We start from the raw sequence: 26,719 nt of genomic DNA, 5'->3' as shown, positions 1-26,719 counted from the left end.
ATATTTACTCTTTTAATCCTTGGCTAAATTCAACCAACTCGGCCATTTTATGTGCAGCAGAACCGTTCAGAATAGTGGCTTTAGCTAAAGAAACACCCTCTTTCAGAGTCTCAGCCTGATCCGCCACATATAATGCGGCCCCCGCATTCAGCGCAATCATATCGATAGCCTTAGCATTCTCACCAGCGAACGCGGCGTTGATCAGCGTCAGGCTTTCAGATGAACTGTTAACTTGCAGCCCATCTAAAGATTGTCGCAGCAGCCCGGCATCTTCAGGGAAGATACTGTATTCGCTCACCTCTCCATGCTTTAGCTCAGCAACGTAGGTTTCTCCCGCAAGACTGATCTCATCAAGCCCTTCTGCAGCATGCACGACAAGCGCATGACGTGCACCCAGAGCTTTTAATGCTTCGGCCAGAGGCTTACACAAGGATTTATCAAAAACGCCTAACAGATAATGTTTCACACTAGCAGGGTTTGTTAACGGCCCCAACACATTAAAAATTGTGCGTAATGCCATCTCTTTTCGAGGACCTATCGCATATTTCATGGCACTATGATGCTGAGGGGCGAACATAAAACCGATACCGACCTCATCAATACAGCGTGCGATTTTCTCAGGTGAAAGCGATAAATTGATACCCGCCGCTTCCAACAAATCTGCTGAACCTGAGCTGGATGATACGGAACGATTACCATGCTTAGCAACGCAGCCTCCCGCCGCCGCCACAACAAACCCACACGCCGAGGACACATTAAACAGATTAGCACTGTCTCCTCCGGTGCCTACAATATCAACCGCATTTTCTGCCTGAATAACAACAGGAATCGCCAATTCACGCATCACACTCGCCGCTGCTGTAATTTCAGCAACAGTTTCGCCTTTCATGCGCAGTGCAATCAATAATCCACCTATCTGAGCATCCGTTGCCTGCCCGGACATAATTTGATGCATGACCTCCCGCATCTCTTCAATAGAAAGATTGCGGCGCTCAACCACCGCCGTCAATGCTTGCTTAATATCCACCAATAGCTCCTCATCTTATTCTTTGCGAGCCTAATGCTAGCGGCGTAAAAAATTCGCCAGTAACGCATGCCCTTGCTCTGTCAAAATCGCTTCGGGATGAAATTGCACCCCTTCAATATCATACTCTTTATGTCGCACACCCATGATTTCATCAATATCGCCAGCGGGTGTTAAAGTCCATGCCGTTATTTCAAGACAGTCAGGCAAGGAACTTTTTTCAACAACCAATGAATGGTATCGCGTAACATTCAATGGGTTATTCAGACCCTTAAACACCCCCCTATCCTGATGTAATATCGGGGAGTTTTTCCCGTGCATTACCTGCCTGGCACGCACAATCATACCACCAAATACCTGCCCGATACTCTGATGCCCAAGACAGATTCCCAGGATAGGCAACTTGCCCGCAAAATAATCTATCGCCGCTAAAGACACACCGGCTTCATTGGGCGAACACGGCCCCGGGGAGATAACCAGATGGCTGGGATTAAGCGCTTTAATCTGATCGAGGGTAATCTCATTATTACGATAAACCTGAACATCGGCACCCAATTCGCCCAGATATTGCACTATATTAAAGGTAAAAGAATCGAAATTATCGATCATCAACAGCATGTATAACCTGCTCTATCGCCAAAACCAAGTATTAACAGCCTGTTGCACTTATAGACTGACACGTACACGACACAACTATAAAAAAACAGAATCGTACCATATTTTTCAATACACACGCGGCTGGAGCAAAACCATCTGCCAATCACCAACTGAGAACGCATCAGCTGAGAAATCAAAAACAACTCAGCTGATTTATCAACCGGCGCCTCAAACCACTCTTTAAGCGGCTCGCATTAACGCTGGTCCTCCAAAGACTTCACTTGAGCATAAACTTCACTGCTGCCATCTTTTTTTAATAATAATATCGGATAAGGCATAAACATATCACCGACCTCCATTCCAGGGCTTCCTGCCGGCATACCAGGCACAGACAGACCAATGACATCCACCGGCTTTTCAGCAAGAAACTGCTTAATATATTTCGCCGGGATATGCCCTTCAAAAACATAACCATCAGGTGAGACGGCTGTATGACAAGAACGATATATAGGTTGGATACCCCGCTGGCTTTTCTCCAAAGAGAGATCAGCCGGATGGATTGTTTTTGCAGTAAAACCGTGTTTCTCGATATGCTCAACCCAACTAACACAACAACCACAGGTAGGACTTTTATAGACATCCAGCTCAATATCGGAAGATACAGAGACCACTTCCTTCTTAGTCTCACGTGTTTCAGATGAGTCAGAGCAAGCGGTGAGCACAACAGCGGCAAGCACACACAGACCAAAAGCAGGCTTTAAAAATACAGACATAGTAATATTCCCCGATAATATAGCAACACACCCAACCAGCCTTCATGTAAAGCGGCTGTATAGACAAATGGGCATTTTGTAGCCGGGAGCATGAAACACTCCCGCTGAAAACGCTGGCCTTAAAACTACGACCAATTCAGATCAAAGGGATATAGGAGGCCGGTAAAGAGAACCGACGCACTGAGATAATATCAGCGAATTGCCGGTGAAGCAGCCACGAGCAACTACTTGAGTATCAGGCCGAAACGAGAAAACAGCACACCCGGTAAAGTAAGAGCAATGGACAGGAGAGCAATCGGGGTCATCTTCACAGCAAGAATCAGCACATTCCGTATCGTTTAAAGTGACATGATGCACAGCCATCGACTGTTCTTGAAAAGGAGAAGCCAGTCCAAAGCTATGCCGATCCGCAGCAAAAGCAGACGCATATGCCTGAGTAGCAAGCGCTATCAGCATAAAGATCACGACTGCAAGTTTATGTGCTGTAAATGGCATCTGAGACGTCCCAAAATAGTTGATACTGGCATTGTGTAAGATTAGTTATTTGATTCAACACTTATCCTGTGCTGGTTATAATGACTGGCAATGAGCCCCCTGTATGATAGATGGAGCTCCCAAATGTACCGGCACGCTCCCTCGGAGCGACAATAATGGCAACCCTGGCGCATCTGAATCCATTTCAAACCCCTGATCCATCAATTTTTTAACTGTTTTCTTTCGCTCTCCGGAACTTCCTGCCCCGAATAAAACAACAATTAACCGATTACCGTCATGTAACGCGGAGGCAACCAGATTATAACCAGATCCGCAGGTATAACCGGTTTTAAAACCATCGGCTCCCGGATAAGCACTCAAAAAACCATTATGTGAAACGAATACTGCACCATTATGAACCAGTGATCGATTCGAGAAATAATGATAATACTCAGGAAAATCCAGTAATAACCTGCGCGCCAGAATGGCCATATCACGCGCACTGCTAATTTGCTCTGCATCAGGCAGGCCTGTCGCATTTTTGAAAAAAGAATCTTTCATAGACATGATACGAGCTTGAGCATTCATTTTTTCTGCAAATTTTTCTTCGCTACCACTAATAGCTTCAGCTAAAACAACAGCAACATCATTCGAAGAAACAGTGGATAGGGCTTTGATCGCTTTTTCAACAGATATCTTCTCACCAGACTGCACTCCCAGCTTTACTGCCGGTTGCCGTACCGCATTATCTGATACATTTAATAAGCTACCCAACAAAATATCGTGGTTTTTAAGCTTCTGAAAAGTGAGATAGAGCGTCATCATTTTGGTCAAAGAGGCCGGATACCACGGCACATCGGCATCGGACTGCTTAATAACTGTTCCTGACTCAGCCTCCACAACAATATAAGGCATACTGGCAGTCACACTACTGCTCATACAAACGAAAAACAACAATGCCGCTAGCATGAAAACTCTTCGCTTGTCTGCCGTCATGATTTCTGCCAATCATCTTGTTTCAGTTCCCTCAGCGGGGAAACTTCCGCCTGGCTCAGCGACTGCTCAACCCATCCCTTAGCCTTAATTACTTTTTCAATAAATACTGCCGGACTCATCAGGTAAAACGCGATCATAATCGTCAATAAAGCAGCGCCAACCGCGACTAAAATCAACCCAAAGTTACTATTATCAGTCCTCCCTACCGATCGACCTACTACTGCCACGCCCCCAGAGATATTTGCAGCATCAATTCTTTTGGACGCACTATATTCCCTGTCTAAACGCGCACTCTGTGTGAGTGGTAACGCGTCTTCAGCCTCTGAGTTAACCTCTGAGTTAACCTCTGAGTTAACCTCTGAGCTAACATCTGCGACAGAAGATACGTCACTCTCAAAGCGGCTATCAAAAACACTTTTTGATTGAAAATCCACATCAGCAAGTGACGCAGAATCAACTTTTGGTTCTGGTTCTGGTTCTGGTTCTGGTTCTGGTTCTGGTTCTGGTTCTGGTTCTGGCAGTATTATCGGCTCATCTTCCACAGCATCTGTATTTATAGATTCATACACATCTACCGCATCAAATTCATTACCCGCATCAATACCCACCGGCAATAACCGCTCACTTCTGAGCTCAGAAACCACTAACTCGGCAGCCTTAACACCAATCTTATCTAACTCTTCAAGGCTAGCGTATAAGAATAAACGGCTACAGATAAGATTGATTCTTCTTGGTATACCCTGACTGTATTTATAAACAATAGGATAAACAACCTCACTAATAGCGGGATTGTTCTTCCACCCGGCAATATTCAGACGATGCCTGATGTATTCCTTAGTTTCATTTTCAAGCAAGGGCTTAAGAAAACAAGTGGCTACTAAGCGCTGATGCACCTGCTCCATATCAGGACGATGAATCAAGTCTTGTAGACCTTCCTGGCCTAATAGGAAAATCTGAATAAGAGGGACACTGCTAAGCTGTATATTAGTGAGAAGTCTTAATTCCTCAAGCGCAGATACAGAGAGCCCTTGCGCTTCATCAATGATCAATAAGGCCCGACCACCGTTCCTATGATTACTAATCAGCATTTCTGACATACGCTGCAGCAAGACGGCTTTATTTGATATTTGCTCTTTAATACCAAAAGAATAAGCCACCATTCGAAGCAGGTCATTTGCTTCCATTTGCGTTGTCACTAGCATCGCTACTTTAACGCTACTGGTTGATTCAAGACTATGAACAAGATCATTAACCAGCGTTGTTTTGCCCGTTCCAGGCTGACCGGTAATCATGACAAACCCTTCAGCTCGCTCAAACGCATACTGCATATAAGCGCGGGCTCTCACAAAGCTCTTATGCGCATAACAAAAGCGAAAATCAGAACTTAAACGAAAAGGTTCTTCTGTAAGGTGATAATAAGCTTCGTACATCAGTATTATTCCGTAATCTAAAAGCATCGAGAGTGATTTAATCACCTCACACATTATTCTACTTATCTTTTACCCTGAAAAAATCCCGGCTCGGACAGAGAATCATACTTGAGCCACCGCATTTGAACGGGTAACCTTTACATATTATCGCACGATAATTATGACATACATTAAAAGGGCGCTGTTTATTGTGCTTTTATTATAATACGAGCCTCCGTACAGAACAAAAAATGCCACCTTGGGTATAATTGCAGACCCTGAGCACGGAGATCATATGTACGAAGAATATTATGGCTTAACAGCTGACCCCTTTCGCTTAACTCCCGATCCGGACTTGTGCTTTATGCATTCTGAATTTACTAAAGCCCAGGCAGCGATGGAATATGCCTTACGTCGCAAGGAAGGCTTTATTGTGATCTCAGGCCAACCCGGCACAGGAAAGTCTACTCTCATCTGCGATTTGATAGCTCACCTTCCTGAAACCATTACATTTACTCAGATCACTTCATCTCAACTCTCATCGCAAGATTTACTTTCTCTGATCAGCCTTAACTTTGGAATCAGCTCCGTTTCAGGCAATAGCACTGAACTTTTGAACGCCTTGCATCTTTTTTTCTTAGCTCAGCAACATGCTGGAAAACATACATTACTGATCATTGATGAAGCACAAAACCTGTCAGAAAAGGCTCTGGAGGAACTACCTCTGCTGACTAACCTACAGAGTAATAACAAACCTTTTTTACAAATTTTTCTAGTAGGACAAGAGAAGCTCCAGACTCTCATAGCCGCACCTAATTTAACACAATTACGGCAAAAAATTATTGCCTCTTATCATATGAAAACACTTAATGAAAACGATACACAGCGCTATATTCAATACCGATTATCACAGTGTAATTGGCAAAATACGCCTGTAATCAACAGTAAAGTATTTCATTACATCCATCGATTCAGTAATGGCATACCCCGGGTGATTAACCTGATATGTAGCCGGCTCTTTATGCATGGCTGGCTCACAAAAAAAAATACGCTGAATATTCAGGATATTCATACTATTATTCATGAACTACGGGAGGAACAGCTTTTGCCCATGAATCGGCTGCATTCACAAGACAAACACAGTAACACGTTGAAAACGAGTTAAGCGGCTAAAACGCTTCCATAAAGGCTTTTCTAATGAACTTCGTGATACAGGTATTGAATCGGACCATTTGGCTGTGTCAGAAATCATTACACTGCTGAATCAGCCACTGAAAAACACGAAAAAGATCCGATAAACCTGACCTTAACTATGCGCAGTGTTAATAAGGAAACTAAACTTTAGATGACGACTTTTCGTAAGGAGAGATAAATGCTTTCTGAAACAAATGCCTAACAAGCTGCCCGAACGGCATTCTCAGATAATGCCCACGTATAAACAACGCCCTATTTGCTAAAGACGCCCCTACTCTACGGGCACTGTGGTGTGGCGGCACAATCACCCGCTCAAACAACATATCCATGAGGACAACAGGAATATATGGTTGCCATACTTCCCCGCATTTATGCAGAACATCCTCAGGAACCGGGGTATTAAAGATACGACCGCTATAGCGTAACGCATAATACAGAGGAGGAATTAAATCCATCTCTTGTCCTCTTTTGATCAACATCTGCCAATCAAGCCCGTTATTCAGAGCATTTCTGATTAAACTATCAAAATCCAGAAGATCTCTAAAAGCATGATCAAATTCAGAATCCATAAACAGGTGAGTGGCGCTATGCAAGAGCATATCGATATCCGAAAGCGTCCATACTCCTTCAGCGATTTCCTGAACATCCTCAAAAAACTTAGTAGCTACAGGCTTAAGTGCAGCCGTTAATGGCAAAATGGTGTGATGAATATCGATAACTGTCTGTCGTGTAACATGCACCAGCGGAGGAATTTCATGCATCCATTCACGATAATAGCGTTGATCATAAGGTGTCTGATGCGTACCTGCCCAACCAAACCACTGAAGAGAAGATTCCAGCGAAGTAAGACACTCTTTAGGTACTAAAAGGTCGATATCAGAAAAAGTTCGCCCCTCGGCCCACGCCTTTCCAGATGCGACATAAGCAGCACCTTTGAGTAAAATAAACCGCTGCTCTAAAGAGGAGAAGAGGGGAAGAAAATATTTGATTTCACACTGAGTGTCACGTAAATATTTTTCCGCCACAATCGATGCAGCCTCAAGATGCCAAATAACAGAAGGCGGAATATCTGCTAATTGATTACGGTGCGCAAGTCTCGAATAAAGCATACCCAACACTTGCGCACTGCGCCCTTGCTGGACAATCAGGTTCCACTCGCTCAGAGACAAGTCTTTTGCCGCACATTCTCCGATTAGCAATAGACATAAAGGCTTAAATTTACGTAAGGTCATGTAACCAATGACTCAAACCGGGCCACAGCTTCATTCAGGTCGCTGTATAAAAAATCATAAGCTTCTACCTGATTTACCAGTCGTGATAACGCGTGAAAAGCGTGTGCTCCCAGTAAGTGGTAGTTAAATGCATTTTCAACAAGAGACATATAGGCGAACGCTTTCTCTTTTTCAACCAACTGCAGAGATGAGCCTTGCTGGTATTTTGGGAAAATAACGAAGGCAGCTTTCGCCATAATAGCGGCAGAATTCACACTGTCAACTGGCGGTTTCACATGAGCTACGGAACCTTTAACCGTATCAGTGCAAACATGCCCAAACACAGATTGTGGCCAATAATCCCGAATAACCTGTATCGATTCATTCTTAAGGCTCATCGGCTTAGGGAGCGGTTGCAGCATCGAATCTTTAATCGATATCAATGTCAGCTCATCCGACAATAGGCGCCAACCACGACTCACTAACGCGACACATAGCGTGCTTTTCCCTGAACCTGAAGGAGCGGGCAAAATAACGGCTTTCCCATTTTTTTCGACAACAGCAGCATGCAGTATAAGATATTGATTAGCATGACCTGACACGCACCAATTAATACCCCATTCAGTTAATGCTGGAGACTGATCCAATGACAACGGGGTAAAGGGAATATTACCGTTAAAGGTAAACTCCACCAACGGCTTAATCCAACCACGTACGCCTGATTTTCGGGCGATCTCTATCGGAAAATCTGAAAAAACTCTCTCCTGATCTATCAAGGCATCAGGGTAAAGTTCAGTAATATGATGCGCAACAGAAGGAAGAGCCGACTTGATATCACACCAAAAAGGACCAACATTAAGTTTTAAACCAGTACTGCGGAGATGCTGAGTGCATTCGTCCAGCGAAATATCAGAGACTATCATTGCGTTTTTTCAAATATGCCCTGACTAACTAAAAGCTGTAAGTATTGCTGACAATCTTCTTCAGAAACAGGATGAACGTCAAAACAATTCTCTTTTATTAACTCAAGCACTTCTGCTTCCAATATTCGACTACCCTGAACCATTCTTAATAGAGTAACTACTGGAGAACTTAGTACATGTAATTGGTCAGTTTCAGGCTTATGCAATACCGACATGTCATCAAAGTTAGCGACCAAAGCCGTACTTAAATCGATGACTGCACTATAATAAACCATTAAAAAACCTTTAAAAAACCTTTAAAAAACCTTTAAAAAACCTTTAAAATCAGAGAGTAATCATTACTACATGTATGGCTTATCTATATAGTCAGTAAAGAACTTTCTCATTGAGAAATCAACAGGACTATCCCAAAACACTACCGTACCAGCAGAAAGCGTATAACCATCACCAACCAAGAAAGCATTAAACATGTCTATAACTGTAGTAACAGCATTAGCATCACCCTGCAAAATAAGGCTCGCTTCAGCATTCAGCAGCGCGGCAATAGCATGAGACGCAATACTAGTAGAACTCGCTTCGAGCACCTGTTGCAACGTTGAGTCTGCAGAAAGAGGAGCAGGAGAAGAAGCAAAATAAGAGTCGAACCGATTGCCAGGCAAAATATTTACAGGCCAACTAGCTAGGTTTATTAGCCAATACGCAGGGCTATAGCCTGCAGTCCCAGTACATTCATTTGGTTGAGGATGATGAGAAGTAAACGTCGCTGAATTAAAGGCAGAGGGAGAACATAACGCACCACCCCATGCTGTACGGCTAGACATAGTAAGAATAATAGGCGCAGCAATACCCGCACCAAACAAACGACGACGAGAGGCATCAACTCCCGCAGGCTTGTTGTTAGTACCATTTTCAGTATCAGCAAGCTGATCGATTGCCGATTCCTTCTCGTTTAGACGATCTATTTGATCCTTCATTTGAGCAACCCTATCTTTAAACTCTATTAAATAACGTATTGGGGCAGTAATTCATGTGCATTAATATAAAGAATGCAAGATGCACGCCTAAAAAACTTAACACATGATTATCAAATACTTTTTTAAACTATCTGTTGCTACTCACCATTACCACACCGATCATTGTAAAAAAACCTGACACTTTGCTGCGTGTCCATCCCAGAAAATAAAAATCAATTGATGTTAGCTTACAATCGCCATAGATCAATATTTGCATCAGCGAATGTTTTCCTTTCTAACAGGCATTTTACATCCATTACTACAACATTATCACCCACAAGTTGATTAAAATCTTCAACATTGAGTTTATGATAGCTTTTATGAGCAACCGCCAATACTACTTCATCGGCGGAAGGAAGCTCATCAAGAATATGAGAACCAATAAAACCTGCAACGCCCGTTATTAAGCAAGTACGTGGCGGTTCTACCAAGCTGTTCTTAACATTCTTATATACAGTCATTTATCAACAAACCGCATCAATATAACCCTTAAAAATTAGCTGAAAAATAACAGCTGCACTCTATTTTTACAACATCAAGGCTCTGTGACTAGACTATTTTAAACATAAAAACTGAGTGATATTAATCACTTCACAGTATACTCAATTTAATTATATTTATTAGAGACATAGGCAATGTTTGAGAGTGTCGGCTTTTATAGTTATTTATTCGCATTTTTTGGTTACTTGATACTTGGTATTCTTTTATTAACGTCACCAAAAGCCGACAAATCAGGAACGCCGATCAAGATTGCCACATTATCGACCGCTATCTGGGCGATCGTTATCACCGCATCATATTCATCAAGCCACGTACCTCAATACGCGATACAAGTAACCGAAATCGTGCGCAATGCAACATGGTTCTTCTTTTTATTGAAAATCATTACTCCTAATAAAAAAGATCCGTGCTCTTTGTTCAAAAAATATGTGAACACTCCATTTTTCCTGATTAGCATACTGATCATTCTCAGTATTATGATCATATTAACGAGCTCATCACTGCAAAACATTATGTTTAGCAATTCAGCAACAGATATCCCATTAATTGCCTGGATGGCTTTTTCAATCATAGGCCTTCTTCTCTTAGAGCAGGTTTACAGAAACTCCAGCAAAGATCAGCACTGGTTTTTAAAGCACCTATGCTTAGGACTAGGAAGTATTTTCGTCTATGATTTTTTCATGTATGCCGATGCCTTACTATTCAAGCACCTCGACCAGCAGCTATGGGAAGCCCGCGGCATTATTAACTGTATTGCAGCACCTCTTATTGCGACATCCCTTATCAGAAATCCCAATTTGGCACTCAATATTCAAATTTCACGTAAAGTTGTATTTCACACTGCAACACTGACAGGTGCCGGAATTTACCTTGTTCTCATGTCTGCGGCTGGCTATTTCATTCAATATTATGGAGGAACGTGGGGATCCGTCTTACAAATAACCTTCCTTTTTGGCGCAGGGCTGCTGCTTTTCGTATTACTCTTTTCAGACAAAATCCGCGCCAGCTTTCGCGTTCTGTTGAGCAAACATTTTTTTAGTTATAAATATGATTACCGTGATGAATGGCAAAAATTCACACTCCAGCTTTCAGAAATGCATCATGAAACACCTGAACGAATCTGTGTCGCAATCGGATCTCTGGTGCAGAGTAAAGGAGGTATTATATGGGGAAGAGACGAGCACTCAACTTACCAATTATTAACCACTTGGGAGATGCCTCCACCGGATATATCAACAGCCAACCTGCATACTATAAGTGGTTTTTTTGAACGCACAGAATGGGTAATAGACTTAGATGAATACAGACTGACACCCGGTGTTTATGAAAACCTTAGCATTCCTGAAGAAATCCTGGACATACCCAATGCTTGGCTTATTATTCCGTTACTCTTCAATGCCGAAGTCTACGGTTTCGTTCTCGTAAAACACTCCGACATTCAAAAAAATATTAACTGGGAAGATCGGGATCTACTAAAAATTGCAGGTAAACAAGCAGCTAGTTTGCTAGCACAACATCAAGCCAGCCAAGCACTCATTCAAGCGCAACAGTTCGAAGCATTCAACCGCTTGTCGGCATATATAGTACACGACCTAAAAAATATTCTGGCACAACAATCACTTATTGTTTCAAATGCGGAAAAACATAGACACAATCCGGAATTTGTTGACGATGTATTCCTGACGGTAAGCAACTCAGTCACCAGAATGACACGCTTAATGGAACAGATGCGAAATGGAATGCGTGGCACAGCGCCTGTACCTCTGGACTTGAGACTTCTATTAAAAACGATATCTCACCGCTATGAAAAGCATTTACCTAACCCGACTTTTATCGAACCTGATATCCGCGTTGTCGTCTTTGCTGACAATGAACAATTATCTAATGTTTTCGGACATATCATTCAAAATGCACAAGAGGCTACTGACACCAACGGTCAGGTAGATGTACAGTTAACATATTCAGCCAATGAAGCCATCATTGAAATTAAAGATGATGGCTGCGGTATGGATGAGGACTTTATTCAACACAGGCTATTCAAGCCCTTTGATTCAACCAAAGGGCTCACCGGAATGGGGGTAGGCGTCTTTGAAAGTCGCGAAGTTATTCGCTCGCTCGGCGGCGACATCCAAGTTAAAAGCGAATTGGGCACCGGAACTTTATTCAAAGTAACCCTTCCGCTGTACCATGAAAACCCACTCAAACCGGAATAAACTAATAAAGGAGCTATACATGAATGGAATTAAAAAAAACCTGCTTATCGTTGAAGATGATGAAGGCCTGCAAAGTCAATTACGCTGGTGTTTCGATGGTTTTGATGTTGCCATATGCGGAAACCGTGCAGATGCCATTACACAACTCCGACGCACTCAACCAGGCGTAGTCTTACTAGACCTTGGACTACCTCCTGATCCAGGCGGCGTCACCGAAGGCTTCGCTACACTGAAAGAAATTCTCTCACTCATACCAGAGTGTAAAGTTATCGTTGTGACTGGAGATAATGATCGCACTAATGCAGTAAAAGCAATTGCTTTGGGTGCCTACGATTTTTATCAAAAACCTGCTGACCCTGAGATTCTAACTCTGATAGTCGAGAGAGCAAACCGGGTCTATGAACTCGAATTAGAAAACAAAAAATTACAGCAGAGCTGTCACAGCATGCCTCTGGATGGCATTATCACCTCAAGCCCTCCTATGCTGAAAATATGCCGCACTATTGAAAAGGTTGCACCGTCCGACATCACAACTCTATTATTAGGAGCCAGCGGCACAGGCAAAGAACTATTTGCACAAGCTATTCATAAACTTAGTCCGCGCGCTAAAGAAAAAATCGTAGCTATTAATTGTGCTGCCATTCCCGCCAACTTGCTCGAAAGTGAACTATTTGGCCATGAAAAGGGATCGTTTACCGGCGCGAGTAAACAAACTATCGGGAAAATTGAACTTGCCCACGGAGGCACACTATTTCTTGATGAAATTGGCGACCTTCCTTTTGAGCTCCAAGCAAAACTGCTTCGTTTTTTTCAAGAACGTGTCATCGAACGCGTTGGAGGACGAAAAGAAATACCTGTTGATGTACGCATCATCTGCGCAACGCATCAGGATCTGACAGCTCATATCAAAGAAGGCCGTTTCCGTGAAGATCTGTATTATAGGATTAGCGAAATTGTTATACAAATTCCCACTTTAAAAGAGCGCGAAGGAGATGCTTTGCTTCTTGCAAAATCATTCCTGATACGCCTTAACAAAGAGTATGGAAAAACAATTAGCAGCTTTGATAACGAAGCAATAGCAGCAATAGAGTCCTATGACTGGCCAGGCAATGTCCGTGAAATAGAAAGCAGAATCAAGCGCGCCGTTATCATGGCGGACAACTCATACATTACCACTGAGGATCTGGAACTAAGCTCACTGGATGTAGATGCAATCCCGTTAAACCTAAAACAAATAAGAGAAGAAGCAGAGAAAAAAGCCATTAAAAGAGCATTAAGCCATGCAGACTCAAGTATCTCGGATACTGCAAAGGCATTGGGAATAACCAGACCCACACTGTATACCCTACTGGAAAAACACAACCTGCACCCCAAACTAGATTAATCGACAGGTAAAATACATCTTATCCGGCATTAGCCAATAAATTGCACTCCGCCCTGACAACTAATCAAGAGGATGTTTTACGTATTATTAACGAGAGCCCTTCTTGAAGAGTACAACTTCTACTGTCTGTATAAGAATGTACATATCCAGAAAAACACTATGATTCTTTATGTAATAGAGATCATATTGAAGTTTCTGAATTGAATCTTCATCAGAAGCACCATAGGGGTAACACAACTGCGCCCACCCCGTTACTCCAGGGCTAAGGCGGTGCCTTTCATCGTATAGCGAATTCAAATGACTAAGCTTGGAAACAAACTCGGGTCTTTCAGGCCGAGGGCCAACAATACTCATATCTCCCACCAGCACATTCCACAATTGGGGTAACTCATCCAGACGATATTTTCTGATAAAATTTCCCACACGGGTAACTCTGGAATCATCTTTTTTCGCCCATTGAGCCTTACCATCCGCCTCTGCGTCCGACCTCATACTTCTGAACTTAATAACATTGAAGACAACACCATTTCGCCCAACTCTTTGTTGCCGATATAACACTGATCCTTTTCCCCGACTTTCGAGAAGAATCGCCAATGTGGTCAATAACATAAACGGAGAAAATACGACCAGTAGAACCAAGCCAACACACAAGTCAACTATGCGTTTTTTCAATGTACGGAACGCGTCAGGAGAAAAACCTTTAGCGAAAATCAACCAACCAGGATACAGCAAATCTAATTGAATAAGCCCTCTTTCTCTCTCAAAAAAATCAAGCATATCAATAATATCAATACCGCTCATGCGACAATCAAGCAATTCTTTGATCGGTAATTTTAGCCTACGATCATCTAATGCGATGACGATTTCATCAACATCATTTCTCAAGCCGTAAGCACACAAACAATCACCAGGAGAAACCAGTTTCTCAGCAGAAATACCACTTTTCCCAGCATTATCAAGCTGAATAAAACCCAATAGATTAACGCCTCTCATATCGCTCTGACGACGTAGGTTATCGATATAAGAAGCACTTTTCCCCGCACCTAAAACAAGCACACGCCGACGTAGAACTTTACCGTCAACAAAACTATAAAATAACGTTCTTATCAATATTAACCCTGCAAGCGATGCCAAAGCAGTAACAGGCAATACAGCATATCCACTATAGGTATGAGGGAAAAAATAATTTATACCGATAGCTATACTGATCCCAAAAAAAGTCGCCACGACCAAGCGAGATAAGACGCCTACTAAACGTTGTCTTTGGCGGGTATCGTATAACCCCATAGCGGCTAAATTAAATGACAACAACACAGGCGGTAACAAAATACTTGCGCTATTGGCGAAAAATGACGGAACAGACTGATCAACAACCGCGAAGGACAGATGAACAAGATAGCTAAGCAAGGTCAATAACATGAATTCGAATAGTGCTAATAATAAGAACTGAGCATGAACATAATGCCCAAAAACTCTGAATTTCCCATGGCAAAATCGCATTTTCACCCGCGGAGACGGCAGTTTTGGCCCTTCCGTCTCATAAGTTTTTTCCGATTCTTCATAATGAGTATTAATTTTATCCATGAACAGTGTTCCCAATTAACTACGATAGAATTGAAGTCATCAATGATTCATTATGTAATGAAACTCAGCACTTTAAACTGTAAGTATAGATCAAATATTACGATGACGATTTAAAATGCCACATCTAAATCACCTGCAACTGAATTGCAAATATACATCAGACGTCGCATTTTTTCATATTTCGACTAAAAATTATTTTATAATGATGCTGCCACCTGATATTGTGAGCCTAAACGACACTAAGATGCCATCACCATAAAAACAGGTACCTTAAGCTCATTACACACAGACATCAAACGAAATCCCACTACTAGGTTCAATCTATTTCATGGCAAAAAACATGGAGTCCTATCCACCATAATCCTGTTCACGGAGCTATTGCTTTAGGTTTCCAATTAGAAATTTTATCGAAGGATCCACCAGAGATCATTAGAACAAAAATAAAATCGTAAGCCGACACAAAATACATGCATGTATACTTTTCAGTTCACTTACAAGGTTAACCCCTATTGAGGGAAAAATTTATAATGTCCAAACTATCGATTCCAATATTATATATGGGATTTATCTTCATGCTCTCATCGATCTCTGGTGACACCAGCAATCCAGAGAACATTTTGGAGAGCACCTTTTTATGGATAACACCCAATTTACAAAACCTATTACATATCCCGTTATTCTTTGGCCTTGCGTTAGCATGGGTCTATAGCTTAAAGAGATATATTTCACGCCGCTATTCACATATATTTACAGCATTTTTCTTTACTGTTCTCTACGGTGTTATCGATGAATATCATCAAATAAGTGTACCCGGAAGATATGCTTCAATGTCAGATGTTGCACTAGACACGTTAGGTGCGTCTTTAGTATTCATAATTCCACTTTACCAACGCCTGATGCGTAAGAAGCTAAAGACAAATTAAAAATACTTTTCTCATAAGTATCATTTGGACGCGACGTAAGCGGAGTACTCCTCGCCAATACTGGCATGAATTGCGTCGTACAATTCCTTTAATTCAGGCCTCATACTTTCTACGGCCGATTGAGTAGCACCAAAATATGGTGCTCTAATCCCATGATAATCTATATCATTACCTGCTCGATTAAAGTGCATATCTGACTTACGTAACAATCGAGGCAAAAACGGTTCCATCATAGCAAAAACATTAGTTCTACCGGTCAATACTGTCAGCGACATAGCTGCAAGAAAAGCAGACACCGCTATCAAAGGAAAAACACGCTGCTCTTCAGCTGCAAACTTAAATCCATGAACAGAACCAAAGCGATCTTTTTCCTCGTGCGGCCTGCGACGGAATGCTCCATCAACAGCCAGTCTTGAGATCTCGCAAACAGTTTGGCGCTCCACATTCAAGCCATCTATAAACTCATGATCCAGGCTATCAAAACAATACTCCTCAAACGGCAGTAAAGTTTGAAGGCCAGCAGGTACAAGCCTGACACAACCTGCCGGCAAACCAGTTTCTTTATGTGTAATCAAACAATGCAACGAAAAAGCATCAAAGGAATCTGATTCCTTATCGTCAGGGAAATCATCTAACGATTCATACCCAAACTCCTCACAATAAACACGATAACGAATGCTATATACTTTATCTATAAGCTCTTTGTTATTAGCAAATTGCACGGAAAAATACTTTTGAAAATTGTCGGCAATTGAAATAGCCATAACACCAAACTCCGCTTAAACTACTTTTCTGAATCTCTTCTTCTGTTCATTCTAGTCTAATAAAAATACATTGCGGGTTTTTACATAAGATTAATTTCTATTTATGGTTAATTTTTGATGCGAAATCAACTTTTACCTGTCTAATAAAATCATGACTCACACCCTCTATTAACTCTACAATTTTCTCAAACCCCTTCTCATTGCCAAAGTAGGGATCGGGAATATCTCCACTCCCCCCTACAAAACCCATTAAAAGCGTCACCTTACTCTGACACGTCGCTGGACAAACAGTGAGAAGCATATCCAATACCTGCTTATCCACAGCAAAAATTAAATCATAATCAATAAAGTCACTGCCGCTAATTTGCCGTGCACGTCCCCCACTAATATCAACGCCATGACGACTGACAACTTTCACTGCCCGAACATCAGGTCTAGATCGGAGCATTGACACACGGGCACCTGCCGAATCGACTCTTACCAGCCCCTCAAGACCTTGCCGAGAAATTTCTTGGTTAAGTACGCCCTCAACAACGGGAGATCGACAAATATTCTCAAGGCAAACTACCAGAATTTTCACAACAGGCTTATTTGAAAAATATTTTTTAATTATTTTAGAAAACAAGAATCACGCCTTTTATTAGTGTTTACTTCATTCACACACTGGCACTATATTGAAACAATCTATTATTCATCAATATTAACATTATAAAGAACGATAACGTAACACTACCCACCTTTTGGCGGATCATTAACTTTCTATCAAACCAGAGTAGCAATATTATATATTTAGGATGTAGTAACACTCTCATACACAATACAAAGGCTATTGATTTAAGCGATTCAAAGTCACCTGTTAGCAGCAACAATTAAAGTCTACACTTACTTATACAAAAACTTAATATCCCCAACAAGGGAAGGATTTTGGTGAAGCCATGTACAACTATGATTCAGCCGTATCAAGAAACATTGGATGGGTTACGGAGGACGAACAAAATCTATTACGCAATAAAAGAGTAGCCATAGCCGGCCTGGGTGGAGTGGGCGGGGCTCATTTAGTCACACTTGCACGACTGGGTATCGCCAACTTCAATATTTCTGATTTTGATTCCTTTGAAGTTCATAACATGAATCGACAAAACGGGGCTTTGATGAGTACTGTCGGCAAAGAAAAATTAAATGTTATGCGCGATAAAGTTTTTGATATAAACCCCTCATCTGACATACGCTCCTTTCCAACAGGCGTTGATAGCAACAACATTGATGAATTTCTTGAGGGTGTAGACTTGTACGTCGATAGTTTAGATTTTTTCGCTCTTGATGCCAGAAAACTTGCCTTTCGTAAATGCGCCGAGAAAAAAATCCCCGCCATTACTGCAGCACCCTTAGGCATGGGCTGTGCTTTTTTAGCATTCCTGCCTGGAAAGCTCTCTTTTGAAGATTATTTTTGTTTAGAAGGACATACAGAAGAACAGCAATTGATACGCTTTTTAATCGGGTTATCGCCTTCAATGCTGCAAAAATCTTACCTCGTCGATATGACACGCGCCGATTTCAAGGCCAAAAAAGGCCCTTCAACTCCAATGGCTGTTGACTTGTGTGCGGGAATAGCAGGTTCAAATGCGCTTAAGATTCTATTAAAAAGAGGAGATGTGATTGCGGCACCCTACGGGTTACATTTTGATGCATACAAAAATAAACTTACAAAAACATGGAGGCCCGGCGGAAACAAAAACCCTCTACAAAAAATTACATTACGCATTGCAGAAAGAATATTACTGAAATAAAAAAAGGAGCTAATTAGCTCCTTTTTAATCAGTACTACTTATTAAGCCTGTGCTGCTTTTCTCTTTCTAGAAGCGGCACCAAAACCTAACAATCCAAGACCAAACAATGCAATTGAAGCAGGTTCAGGAATATTCGCAGTTACAGAACCATCCAATGTGGTCTGGCGAATAGCACTATCACCCACTAAAAGAAGCTGATCTAATGTTGGGATTGGTGGATTAACATTCGTATCAAGCGCCAACGTTGGCACATCACCTGCTGCTATAGCATCATGAGCATCCACCCATGATGAACCATTCCAAATATTCAGGAAATTATCAGCAGCGAATGTAATATCAAAAAACAGGTCCAGATTGGCGGCACTAAGAGTAGAGCCTGTCAGCGTTCCGGAAAAAGCCAGAGCATCTAAGTTATCATCAAGGAAGGAGTTAAAGAATACCTCAAAAGTACCCCCTGTGTACGACGGACCAGCTGCCGTTAATGTACCATCAAAATGATACGCTACTTGCAAATCCCAAGTCTGAAGGAAACCTTCGTTATCTGATGCCAAAGGAGGAACGATAGGGCTCAATGCATCAATGTCACATTGACCACCACCAGCAGCACAAAGTGGCGAAGCCAGGTTAACTGTAGTTACGCCATCCATCGCAATGCCACTGGTAGGAACACCAAGGGCAGCTAGTTCAGCTGGAATATTGGTATCATAAAACGATCCTAACAGAGAACCGTCTGTCATATCATATGCAGATGTAGCCAACATCTGGCTAAAACCAAACTCTGTAAAAGTTGCCGTTGAAGAATTCGCATCAGCCGTTCCAATGAAACGACCTGCATCATGCTGATTACCACCAAAACTCGAAAGATCAAGCTGCATTGGGCTAGCATATACGGATGAACTAGCTCCGAGAACTAAAGCTAATGCGATGGCTGTTTTATTAAAAATTTTCATATCCCTTTCCCTATAATAAGTTTAGATATATTACGCTTATTTAGCGCCTAACTAGAATAAGCAGATACCGTGCCACTTTTACAAATTGTTGATTTTAAATGATATTTTATTTATACCCTTATTTAAAATTCGAAAAATGTAAAAAAACCTGACAACTTTCTAATGAAAAATAATGGAAAAAACTTAATTTTACTCTTTATTCGATTTCATTTAACAAAGTCTTCGCCGCCTGAGCTTCCGGGAAGTCTTGCGCGGGCAACGATCGTAATATTCCTGCAGCCGCGGCCATATCACCATTTTCTTTCAACGATAATGCATAATGGTAAGCAACGGTTGAATCCAACTTATCAAGCATATGCGCACTTTCTAATACATCTTTGGCCTTGGCTATATCACCAGCCCTCAGCAATAAAAAACCCAACGTATCCAATGCTTGCGCATTTTTAGGCTGCAAATTCACTGCTGATTCTGCATGTAAAATTGCCTCTGTCAGATTTCCTTTCTCACCAAGCAACCATGCTAAATTATTCAAAGCTATGTAATTATTTCCATCTAGTTCAATAAGTTTACGGTACTGCTCAATAGCATTATTTTGGTCACTAGTAGAACTGGCATTAGCCAAATAAAGCCTCACCACCTGATCGTTTGGCTTTTCATTTAGCCACTCGGTCAGCAATTTAGTAGCATTTTCTTTTTGACCCATAATATTTTGGATTTCAGCAACAGCTATTACCGAACGACTGGTACCTGCCTGACGATGCGCTGCCTGAAAATAACCCAATGATTCTGAATAGTCTTTATTTCTTGCAAAAAACTGCCCCAAACTGAAATCAAGCTCTGGACTCTCGGAATATTTAGATTTAAAAATTTTAGCTTTATTGAGCCCCTGGTCCTTATTACCTAAATCCAGTAATACTCTAATTTCACTAAGCTCTAAGAGGCGATTGTCTGGTAGCTGCTGCAATGCCAGTTGATTTGACGCTAACGCGTCTTCTAACTTGCCTGCTTTTATTTGCGCAGTAATAAGTGCCTGATGCGCTGTAAGCATAGCCGGACTTGTTACAACCCACTCCCTAAAATAGGGTATCGCTTGTTCATATTCCCTTTCTCTTGCATAGACTCCCCCTAACGCAGCCTGAGCGTTATCATAAAATGAGGAGGTTGTCTTTATGCTTTTCAACGCTGAAAAGCCCTTTTCCCGATTACCCGAGTCGATATAGAGCAGTGCGGACAAAAGCTGTAACTCTTCATTGTTCTTATTATCTTTAAGGACAGCTTCAATAGCCTGTATCGCATCAGTGGTATCACCTGCGGCCTTGCCTAAACGATACTTATTCATAAGCGCTACTTTATTCGCAGGCTCAGCTTCAAGCACCTTGCTATTAAACATAGCGGCTGCTTCAAAACTTTTTTCAGCAACGGCGATTTGGAATAGACGTTGATATACAGTTTTATTATCTCCTTCTTTTTCAAGAGCCTGATTCAGAAGATCTTTTGCTTTCGTAATATCTTTCAACTCTGCAAAAACATTGGCTAATAACAAATACCCTTCTTTCTTTTCAGGTGCCGAATCCACTGAAGCCTGAGCAACTTCAATCGCCTCATCATTGCGACCATTCTGCAGATGATTCCTTACAATGGCTGCCCGAGCCCAAGAGGAAGAAACATCACTTTCTAACACTTTTTCCAGGTCTACTATCCCACTTGGATCATTTTGTTCGAGTTTTAACAGTCCTAATGCTGATAATATTTTCAAATCTTCAGGATCCGCGGCAGCGGCAGCGGAAAAAACCTTTACCGCCTCATCTCTACGCCCTTCTTTAAGGAATTCGCCACCAAAAAAGGATAATAATTTTCCATCATGAGCTTGCACTTTACCCATTGAGTTTAGAATAGAATCAGCTGATTGCTCATATCCCAATTTTGATTCTGCAAACGCGAGCAAACGGTGCGCTAAATGATCTGGCTTCAAAGAAGCTTTAACCATGTTCAAATTATTTCGTGCAAGCTCCCAATTTTGTAAATAAAAATCGGATATCCCTGCGATCAGCAATGCTTCCTTTAATTGATTCTGAGCCAGCACAACCTGAGCTGCACTTTTAGCACCTTCCCAATCTTTAGCCTGTAGTCGCAAATTGGCTTTCATTAAATTGGATAACAAATGATTAGGAGCCGCCTTCAAAACCTTATCCAGATACTGCTCTGCCAGATCCAACTGTTTATTATTAATATAGTTTTTTGCTGCGAAAACATACAACTTAAGCCTTGAAGGCTCAAGCGCTATGGCTTTATTGGCTGCATCAATGGCTTTATCATAATCGCCGGAAATCTCGAATAAACGACTGGAAAGTATATGCGCTTCGGTATTGTCAGGTTTTTTTACAATCAGTCCACCCAGCAGGTTTTGGGCATCTTCATACTTCAACTCTAAGGATAATACGTAGGACTGAGCTAAAATCACAGAAGGAGATTCCCCACCAACACTGGCTGCATCTTTAAAATCTGCTTCAGCTTCCCATTTTTTATTCAAATTAAGGTTAGCAAGCCCGTGATACAAATATGCTCGGGCCTTATCTTCACCCTCGAGGGCAACCTCACTCAATGGGATCTCGATAATTTCATTATATTGAAATTCATAATACTTGGATTGTAAGATCTCAGCTAAGATGCCAGCACGCTCAAACCCAGCGTCAATAGCCCGCTGAAATTCTTTTTCGGCCAAAGCGCCCATCTGAGCTGATAAATACCGCTTTCCCAATAGGACCCTTGCTTCTACATTGTCCGGATTAAGCTGCAAAGCGTTTTTCAAATAAATCTCATAAGATTTCATGTCACCAGCAACAGCAAACTTTTTGGCCGAATCAACGTATTCGATATCCGTTTTATCCGCCTGACAGCCTGGCAATACCAAAAAGCTGAGACATACTAATGCACACTTTTTCTTGAAAGAATTAACTAGTGATATTTTTGAGCTTATATTACAACCATTTAGCATAATATTGTCCTTGATTTGATTACGTTTCCTATCACAACTTACTGACTCATATCGCTTACAATAGTGAAAACCTAATCTTTAATTAAAAAAACCATCATCCTAACCACTCAATTTATATATAAATCATGCTTTTACTTTACCATTTTTGATTGTTTAGCTCTCACTTGTATGTATTTTATTTATTCATTAATTGCTGTACATATTTAACCGGTATGGCGTAACTGATACCTGAAGGATGTTCCAGCGCAGATTCTTTTGTCCCTTTAACAAAGACGCTGTTCACTACACCCACCACTTTACCCGTGTCCTGTTCGTAAACCGGGCTGCCACTGTTGCCAGGATAAGCGATAGCATCTAACTGATAGACCTCAAGGGGCGAGCGCAGTCGCTTAATTTGAGCAGCAGTGAGCTGCCTTGAAGATTGCGCGGGTATAACAATAGGCGTAACCGCTGAAATAATGCCTTTATGCGTGACCGGGTATAACCCCAAAACCATTCCAATAGGAAACCCGGTAAACGCAACTTCCCGACCTTCACGCAGCCAGGTTGCTCCTGCTAGCTTCATGGCAGGCAATGCCGGCCCATCAAACTCCAACAATGCCAAATCATGATCTACATCAGTACGAACAACCCTGACACTACGAGCGGTAGCCGCCTTACCACGTCCACTGAAAATTGCAAATTTCTCACCCTTAGCGACATCCAATTCTTTTGCGCTAATGACATGATAATTGGTAATAACCTGATGCCCATTACCTACAACAAATCCGGTACCACTATAAGTAGCCTTAGGCCGATTGGCGCTTGTTCTTTTATTCGGATATAGACTACCGACCGCTACAATACTGCCACGAATCTGATCAATGGTATCAGCAAGTTCCGCACTAACACTCACACTGCAGATCGCTACCCAAAGCCCTGCACAGCCTATAAAAATATTTTTTCCCAACATAAAAACCTCCTTGATCTTACTTTTCTAAATATAGCTAGTATACAACCCCGAAAGTCTGCATATACAGCTGAATTCAAAAAGTTATAATAGGCTGAAAAATGGCGCTATTCATACCGTTTTCCGAGAATAAGGATGTAACATGCCGGAATTACTAGACGATTTGATCCACAGGCAAGCCCACCTAACGCCAACGGCCTGCGCCTTAATTCATAAAGATAATGTCTTAAATTATGTTGAGTTGGCCTCACATATAGACCAGAGCAGCCAAAAATTACTGGAACTAGGCATTTTACCCGGTGAACGCGTCGCTATCTATTTACCTAAAGTACCTGAAACGGTGTTTGCCCTTTTCGGGGCATCTAAAGCAGGTGGGGTTTTTGTACCGGTTAACCCTCTCCTGAAACCTCAGCAAGTTGCCTATATTCTTAAAGACTGTAATGTCCGTATATTAATCACTTCTTCAGATCGTCTCAGGTTAGTCAGCGAAGCACTTAAAGATTGTCACGATCTGCGATCCGTCGTGGTGATTGACGAAGGCAAAATACCCGACGACCTACTCTCCACAGTCACACTTGCTCGATGGTATTCGGCACCTCAGCAACAGAGGACACCCGAACATCCCCGGCGTATAGATACTGATATGGCCGCTATTCTTTATACATCAGGCAGCACAGGCAACCCGAAAGGCGTGGTTCTTACTCATCGCAACATGATGACCGGTGCCTTCAGTGTTGCCAGCTACCTGAAAAATTCTGCTGATGATCGCTTACTCGCGGTGCTGCCTTTCAGTTTTGACTACGGACTCAGCCAACTAACTACGGCATTCTCGGTCGGCGCCTCTGTGGTACTGATGGATTACTTACTACCACGTGATGTTATTCGTGCGATTACACGCTTTAAGATTACGGGGTTAGCAGCCGTCCCTCCTTTGTGGAACCAACTGGCTGAACTCGAGTGGCCGGCAGAAGCGGCAGATTCTCTGCGTTACCTGACCAATAGCGGTGGTGCTATGCCGATTGCAACCACCAGAAAACTGTCAAACGTATTACCAACCACTGACTTTTATTTGATGTACGGTTTAACAGAAGCGTTTCGGTCGACTTACCTGCCTCCCGAGCAAGTAGCTATACGCCCGGACTCCATGGGTAAAGCCATTCCCAATGCAGAAATTCTGGTACTAAGAGAAGATGGCAGCGAATGCGCACCCGGCGAACCCGGCGAGCTGGTTCACCGAGGCTCTCTGGTCTCACTGGGATATTGGAATGATGCTGCCAAAACAGCCGTACATTTCAAGCCTATTCCAGGCCGACACCCTGAAATACCACTAACAGAAATAGCGGTATGGTCCGGCGATCAAGTGCGTAAAGATGACGAAGGTTATCTCTATTTCATCAGCCGTAAAGATGAAATGATTAAGACTTCCGGTTATAGGGTCAGCCCAACCGAAATAGAAGAAGTGCTCTATAGCTCGGGGCTGATTAAAGAAGTGGCGGCATTGGGTATTACTCACCCCTTGCTGGGGCAAGCGATTCTGTTGCTCGCTATTAAAAGCAAAGATATTTCTGAAACAGAGCTTCTGCGTTACTGCCAGAAAGAGTTACCTAATTTTATGCTACCTAAACAGATTTTGTTTGTAGATATGTTACCGCGGAATCAGAACGGCAAGCTTGATCGCAAAAACCTTGCTACCGAATACAAAGATATATTTCAGGAGTCTACATCTTGATCAAAGCAGCCCCTAAACATGCCAACATGGATTGGTTTCCGGTTATCGATAATTGCCTACACGCTGGAGGACAAACGATTACCCGCTTAGCGGCTCGCGTAGGCCAGACACCTTTTTACGTTTATGATCGTTCCATCATGACGCAAAAGGTTGAACAATTACGCGCAGTATTACCCGAAGGGCTGCATCTTCATTATGCTATGAAGGCCAATCCGATGCCGGCCGTTGTACAACACCTTTCACAGCTGACAGACGGTATCGATGTTGCGTCAGTTGCCGAAATGCAGGTGGCACTCAATACGGGCATCAATCCCCTGACGATTAGCTTTGCAGGCCCGGGCAAAACCGATGCCGAATTAAGATCGGCGATTGCCGCCGGTATTATTATCAACATGGAATCTGAAGGCGAGATGGAGCGCATTACCCTGCTAGGCAACGCTCTCTCTATTCTTCCCAATGTGGCTGTTCGTGTTAACCCTGATTTTGAATTAAAAACATCCGGCATGAAAATGGGCGGCGGACCTAAGCCTTTTGGTGTTGATGCTGAACGTGTTCCTGAAATGCTGAAGCGCTGCGGCGAGTTGAATCTGAATTTCAAAGGTTTTCATATCTTCAGCGGCTCTCAAAATCTGCGCCCCGAAGCCATCATTGAAGCACAAACAAAAACCTTTGCGCTGGCTTACCGGCTCGCTGAGTTTGCACCACAGCCGATTACCTGGCTGAATATCGGTGGAGGCCTGGGCATCCCCTATTTCCCGGGTGAAACGCCGATATCATTAGATGCAATAGCCGAAAATCTCAAGCCGCTGATTATTGAAGCACAACAACGCCTTCCTGAAGCTGAAATAGTGATGGAGTTAGGCCGTTATTTTGTCGGTGAAGCTGGGTTGTATATATCCGAGGTGGTTGAGTGCAAAGAGTCACGCGGTGAAAAATACGCTATTACCAACGGCGGTTTACACCATCATCTTTCTGCATCGGGAAATTTTGGACAAGTGATCCGTAAAAACTATCCGGTGAGTGTCGCTAACCGCGTGACAAGTGATCGCCTGGAAAAAATCAGTATCGTCGGCCCACTGTGTACACCGCTGGATATTATTGCGGATAAAATGACGCTACCCGAAATCTGCGTAGGGGACTTGATTGCCGTTTATCAATCAGGCGCATATGGATTTACCGCCAGTCCACGAGATTTTCTGAGCCATCCCCATCCGATGGAAATATTAGTTTAAGTTCATGTTTTAAAAATGCTCTGAACGTCAAAAGTGTAAACCCACGCTGCCCGCTGGGTTTACACTATTTGTACTAATCTCTATTTTCACAAAA

24 protein-coding genes are annotated in these 26,719 nt (G+C 42.3%); 7 read left to right on the top strand and 17 right to left on the bottom strand.

The window, feature by feature from the left end:
- Positions 1-4: 4 nt before the first annotated feature.
- From trpD to Nant_RS18995, 6 genes are all read right to left on the bottom strand, one after another.
- Positions 5-1,027: an anthranilate phosphoribosyltransferase gene (trpD, locus tag Nant_RS19025; protein ID WP_054343190.1), complete on the bottom strand. Its 1,023-nt coding sequence runs from the start codon at positions 1,025-1,027 to the stop codon at positions 5-7.
- Positions 1,028-1,063: 36 nt separating this feature from the next.
- On the bottom strand, positions 1,064-1,642 hold the full coding sequence (locus Nant_RS19020; RefSeq protein WP_054343189.1) for an anthranilate synthase component II: 579 nt from the start codon (positions 1,640-1,642) through the stop codon (positions 1,064-1,066).
- A 233-nt stretch (positions 1,643-1,875) separates the two neighbouring features.
- On the bottom strand, positions 1,876-2,394 hold the full coding sequence (locus Nant_RS19010) for a DUF411 domain-containing protein (protein WP_054343187.1): 519 nt from the start codon (positions 2,392-2,394) through the stop codon (positions 1,876-1,878).
- A gap of 141 nt (positions 2,395-2,535) precedes the next feature.
- Positions 2,536-2,889: a hypothetical protein gene (locus tag Nant_RS19005; RefSeq protein WP_054343186.1), complete on the bottom strand. Its 354-nt coding sequence runs from the start codon at positions 2,887-2,889 to the stop codon at positions 2,536-2,538.
- Positions 2,890-2,964: 75 nt separating this feature from the next.
- Positions 2,965-3,864 carry a D-alanyl-D-alanine carboxypeptidase family protein gene (locus tag Nant_RS19000; protein ID WP_082400380.1) on the bottom strand — a complete coding sequence of 300 codons (900 nt, stop codon included), beginning with the start codon at positions 3,862-3,864 and terminating at the stop codon, positions 2,965-2,967.
- Positions 3,861-5,294, bottom strand: coding sequence for an ExeA family protein (locus Nant_RS18995; protein ID WP_054343184.1), 1,434 nt, complete (start codon positions 5,292-5,294; stop codon positions 3,861-3,863). The genes Nant_RS19000 and Nant_RS18995 overlap by 4 nt, the downstream gene beginning before the upstream one ends.
- A 274-nt stretch (positions 5,295-5,568) precedes the next feature.
- Here Nant_RS18995 and Nant_RS18990 point away from each other — a divergent pair, with 274 nt between their 5' ends.
- A complete protein-coding gene (locus tag Nant_RS18990) occupies positions 5,569-6,438 on the top strand; it encodes an ExeA family protein (RefSeq protein WP_054343183.1) in 870 nt (289 codons plus the stop codon).
- Positions 6,439-6,607: 169 nt separating this feature from the next.
- Here Nant_RS18990 and Nant_RS18985 read toward each other — a convergent pair whose 3' ends face one another.
- The 5 genes from Nant_RS18985 to Nant_RS18965 form a co-directional block, all read right to left on the bottom strand.
- Positions 6,608-7,699: a nucleotidyltransferase domain-containing protein gene (locus tag Nant_RS18985; RefSeq protein ID WP_054343182.1), complete on the bottom strand. Its 1,092-nt coding sequence runs from the start codon at positions 7,697-7,699 to the stop codon at positions 6,608-6,610.
- A complete protein-coding gene (locus Nant_RS18980) occupies positions 7,696-8,601 on the bottom strand; it encodes an HprK-related kinase A (RefSeq protein WP_054343181.1) in 906 nt (301 codons plus the stop codon). The genes Nant_RS18985 and Nant_RS18980 overlap by 4 nt, the downstream gene beginning before the upstream one ends.
- Complete coding sequence (locus Nant_RS18975; protein WP_054343180.1) at positions 8,598-8,876, bottom strand: hypothetical protein; 279 nt, start codon at positions 8,874-8,876, stop codon at positions 8,598-8,600. The genes Nant_RS18980 and Nant_RS18975 overlap by 4 nt, the downstream gene beginning before the upstream one ends.
- Positions 8,877-8,942: 66 nt before the next feature.
- A complete protein-coding gene (locus tag Nant_RS18970) occupies positions 8,943-9,575 on the bottom strand; it encodes a hypothetical protein (protein ID WP_054343179.1) in 633 nt (210 codons plus the stop codon).
- Positions 9,576-9,802: 227 nt separating this feature from the next.
- Complete coding sequence (locus Nant_RS18965; protein ID WP_054343178.1) at positions 9,803-10,075, bottom strand: NAD-dependent epimerase/dehydratase family protein; 273 nt, start codon at positions 10,073-10,075, stop codon at positions 9,803-9,805.
- 174 nt (positions 10,076-10,249) lie between these two features.
- Between Nant_RS18965 and prsK the strand changes: the two genes are divergently transcribed.
- Entirely contained in the window at positions 10,250-12,328 is a 2,079-nt protein-coding gene (gene prsK, locus Nant_RS18960) for an XrtA/PEP-CTERM system histidine kinase PrsK (protein WP_054343177.1), read from the top strand.
- A gap of 19 nt (positions 12,329-12,347) precedes the next feature.
- Positions 12,348-13,712: a PEP-CTERM-box response regulator transcription factor gene (prsR, locus tag Nant_RS18955; protein WP_179078905.1), complete on the top strand. Its 1,365-nt coding sequence runs from the start codon at positions 12,348-12,350 to the stop codon at positions 13,710-13,712.
- Positions 13,713-13,799: 87 nt separating this feature from the next.
- Here prsR and Nant_RS18950 read toward each other — a convergent pair whose 3' ends face one another.
- Entirely contained in the window at positions 13,800-15,296 is a 1,497-nt protein-coding gene (locus Nant_RS18950) for a TIGR03013 family XrtA/PEP-CTERM system glycosyltransferase (RefSeq protein WP_054343176.1), read from the bottom strand.
- Between the two features lie 527 nt (positions 15,297-15,823).
- On the opposite strand from Nant_RS18950, the gene Nant_RS18945 reads away from it, so the two are divergent.
- Complete coding sequence (locus tag Nant_RS18945) at positions 15,824-16,219, top strand: VanZ family protein (RefSeq protein WP_054343175.1); 396 nt, start codon at positions 15,824-15,826, stop codon at positions 16,217-16,219.
- Positions 16,220-16,239: 20 nt separating this feature from the next.
- Here Nant_RS18945 and Nant_RS18940 read toward each other — a convergent pair whose 3' ends face one another.
- Together Nant_RS18940 and Nant_RS18935 are read right to left on the bottom strand one after the other, a co-directional pair.
- Entirely contained in the window at positions 16,240-16,983 is a 744-nt protein-coding gene (locus tag Nant_RS18940; protein WP_054343174.1) for a PEP-CTERM/exosortase system-associated acyltransferase, read from the bottom strand.
- Positions 16,984-17,080: 97 nt separating this feature from the next.
- On the bottom strand, positions 17,081-17,608 hold the full coding sequence (locus Nant_RS18935) for a low molecular weight protein-tyrosine-phosphatase (RefSeq protein WP_054343173.1): 528 nt from the start codon (positions 17,606-17,608) through the stop codon (positions 17,081-17,083).
- Between the two features lie 310 nt (positions 17,609-17,918).
- Here Nant_RS18935 and Nant_RS18930 point away from each other — a divergent pair, with 310 nt between their 5' ends.
- Positions 17,919-18,770: a ThiF family adenylyltransferase gene (locus Nant_RS18930; protein WP_054343172.1), complete on the top strand. Its 852-nt coding sequence runs from the start codon at positions 17,919-17,921 to the stop codon at positions 18,768-18,770.
- Positions 18,771-18,811: 41 nt separating this feature from the next.
- Here the strand turns inward: Nant_RS18930 and Nant_RS18925 are convergent, their stop codons facing one another.
- The 3 genes from Nant_RS18925 to Nant_RS18915 form a co-directional block, all read right to left on the bottom strand.
- Complete coding sequence (locus Nant_RS18925; protein WP_054343171.1) at positions 18,812-19,720, bottom strand: PEP-CTERM sorting domain-containing protein; 909 nt, start codon at positions 19,718-19,720, stop codon at positions 18,812-18,814.
- Positions 19,721-19,916: 196 nt separating this feature from the next.
- Positions 19,917-22,715 carry an XrtA/PEP-CTERM system TPR-repeat protein PrsT gene (gene prsT, locus Nant_RS18920; protein WP_054343170.1) on the bottom strand — a complete coding sequence of 933 codons (2,799 nt, stop codon included), beginning with the start codon at positions 22,713-22,715 and terminating at the stop codon, positions 19,917-19,919.
- A gap of 175 nt (positions 22,716-22,890) precedes the next feature.
- Positions 22,891-23,667 carry a S1 family peptidase gene (locus Nant_RS18915; RefSeq protein WP_054343169.1) on the bottom strand — a complete coding sequence of 259 codons (777 nt, stop codon included), beginning with the start codon at positions 23,665-23,667 and terminating at the stop codon, positions 22,891-22,893.
- Positions 23,668-23,806: 139 nt separating this feature from the next.
- Here Nant_RS18915 and Nant_RS18910 point away from each other — a divergent pair, with 139 nt between their 5' ends.
- Both Nant_RS18910 and Nant_RS18905 read left to right on the top strand, forming a co-directional pair.
- On the top strand, positions 23,807-25,393 hold the full coding sequence (locus Nant_RS18910) for an acyl-CoA ligase (AMP-forming), exosortase A system-associated (RefSeq protein ID WP_054343168.1): 1,587 nt from the start codon (positions 23,807-23,809) through the stop codon (positions 25,391-25,393).
- A complete protein-coding gene (locus tag Nant_RS18905) occupies positions 25,390-26,625 on the top strand; it encodes a pyridoxal-dependent decarboxylase, exosortase A system-associated (protein WP_238377190.1) in 1,236 nt (411 codons plus the stop codon). Before Nant_RS18910 ends, Nant_RS18905 begins: the two co-directional genes overlap by 4 nt.
- The last annotated feature ends 94 nt before the right edge of the window (positions 26,626-26,719 follow it).

The sequence above is a fragment of the Neptunomonas antarctica genome, from assembly GCF_001305295.1.
Lineage (GTDB): Bacteria > Pseudomonadota > Gammaproteobacteria > Pseudomonadales > Balneatricaceae > Neptunomonas > Neptunomonas antarctica.
Note: the sequence above shows the minus strand (reverse complement) of the source record. Positions and strands in the feature narration are given on the sequence as shown.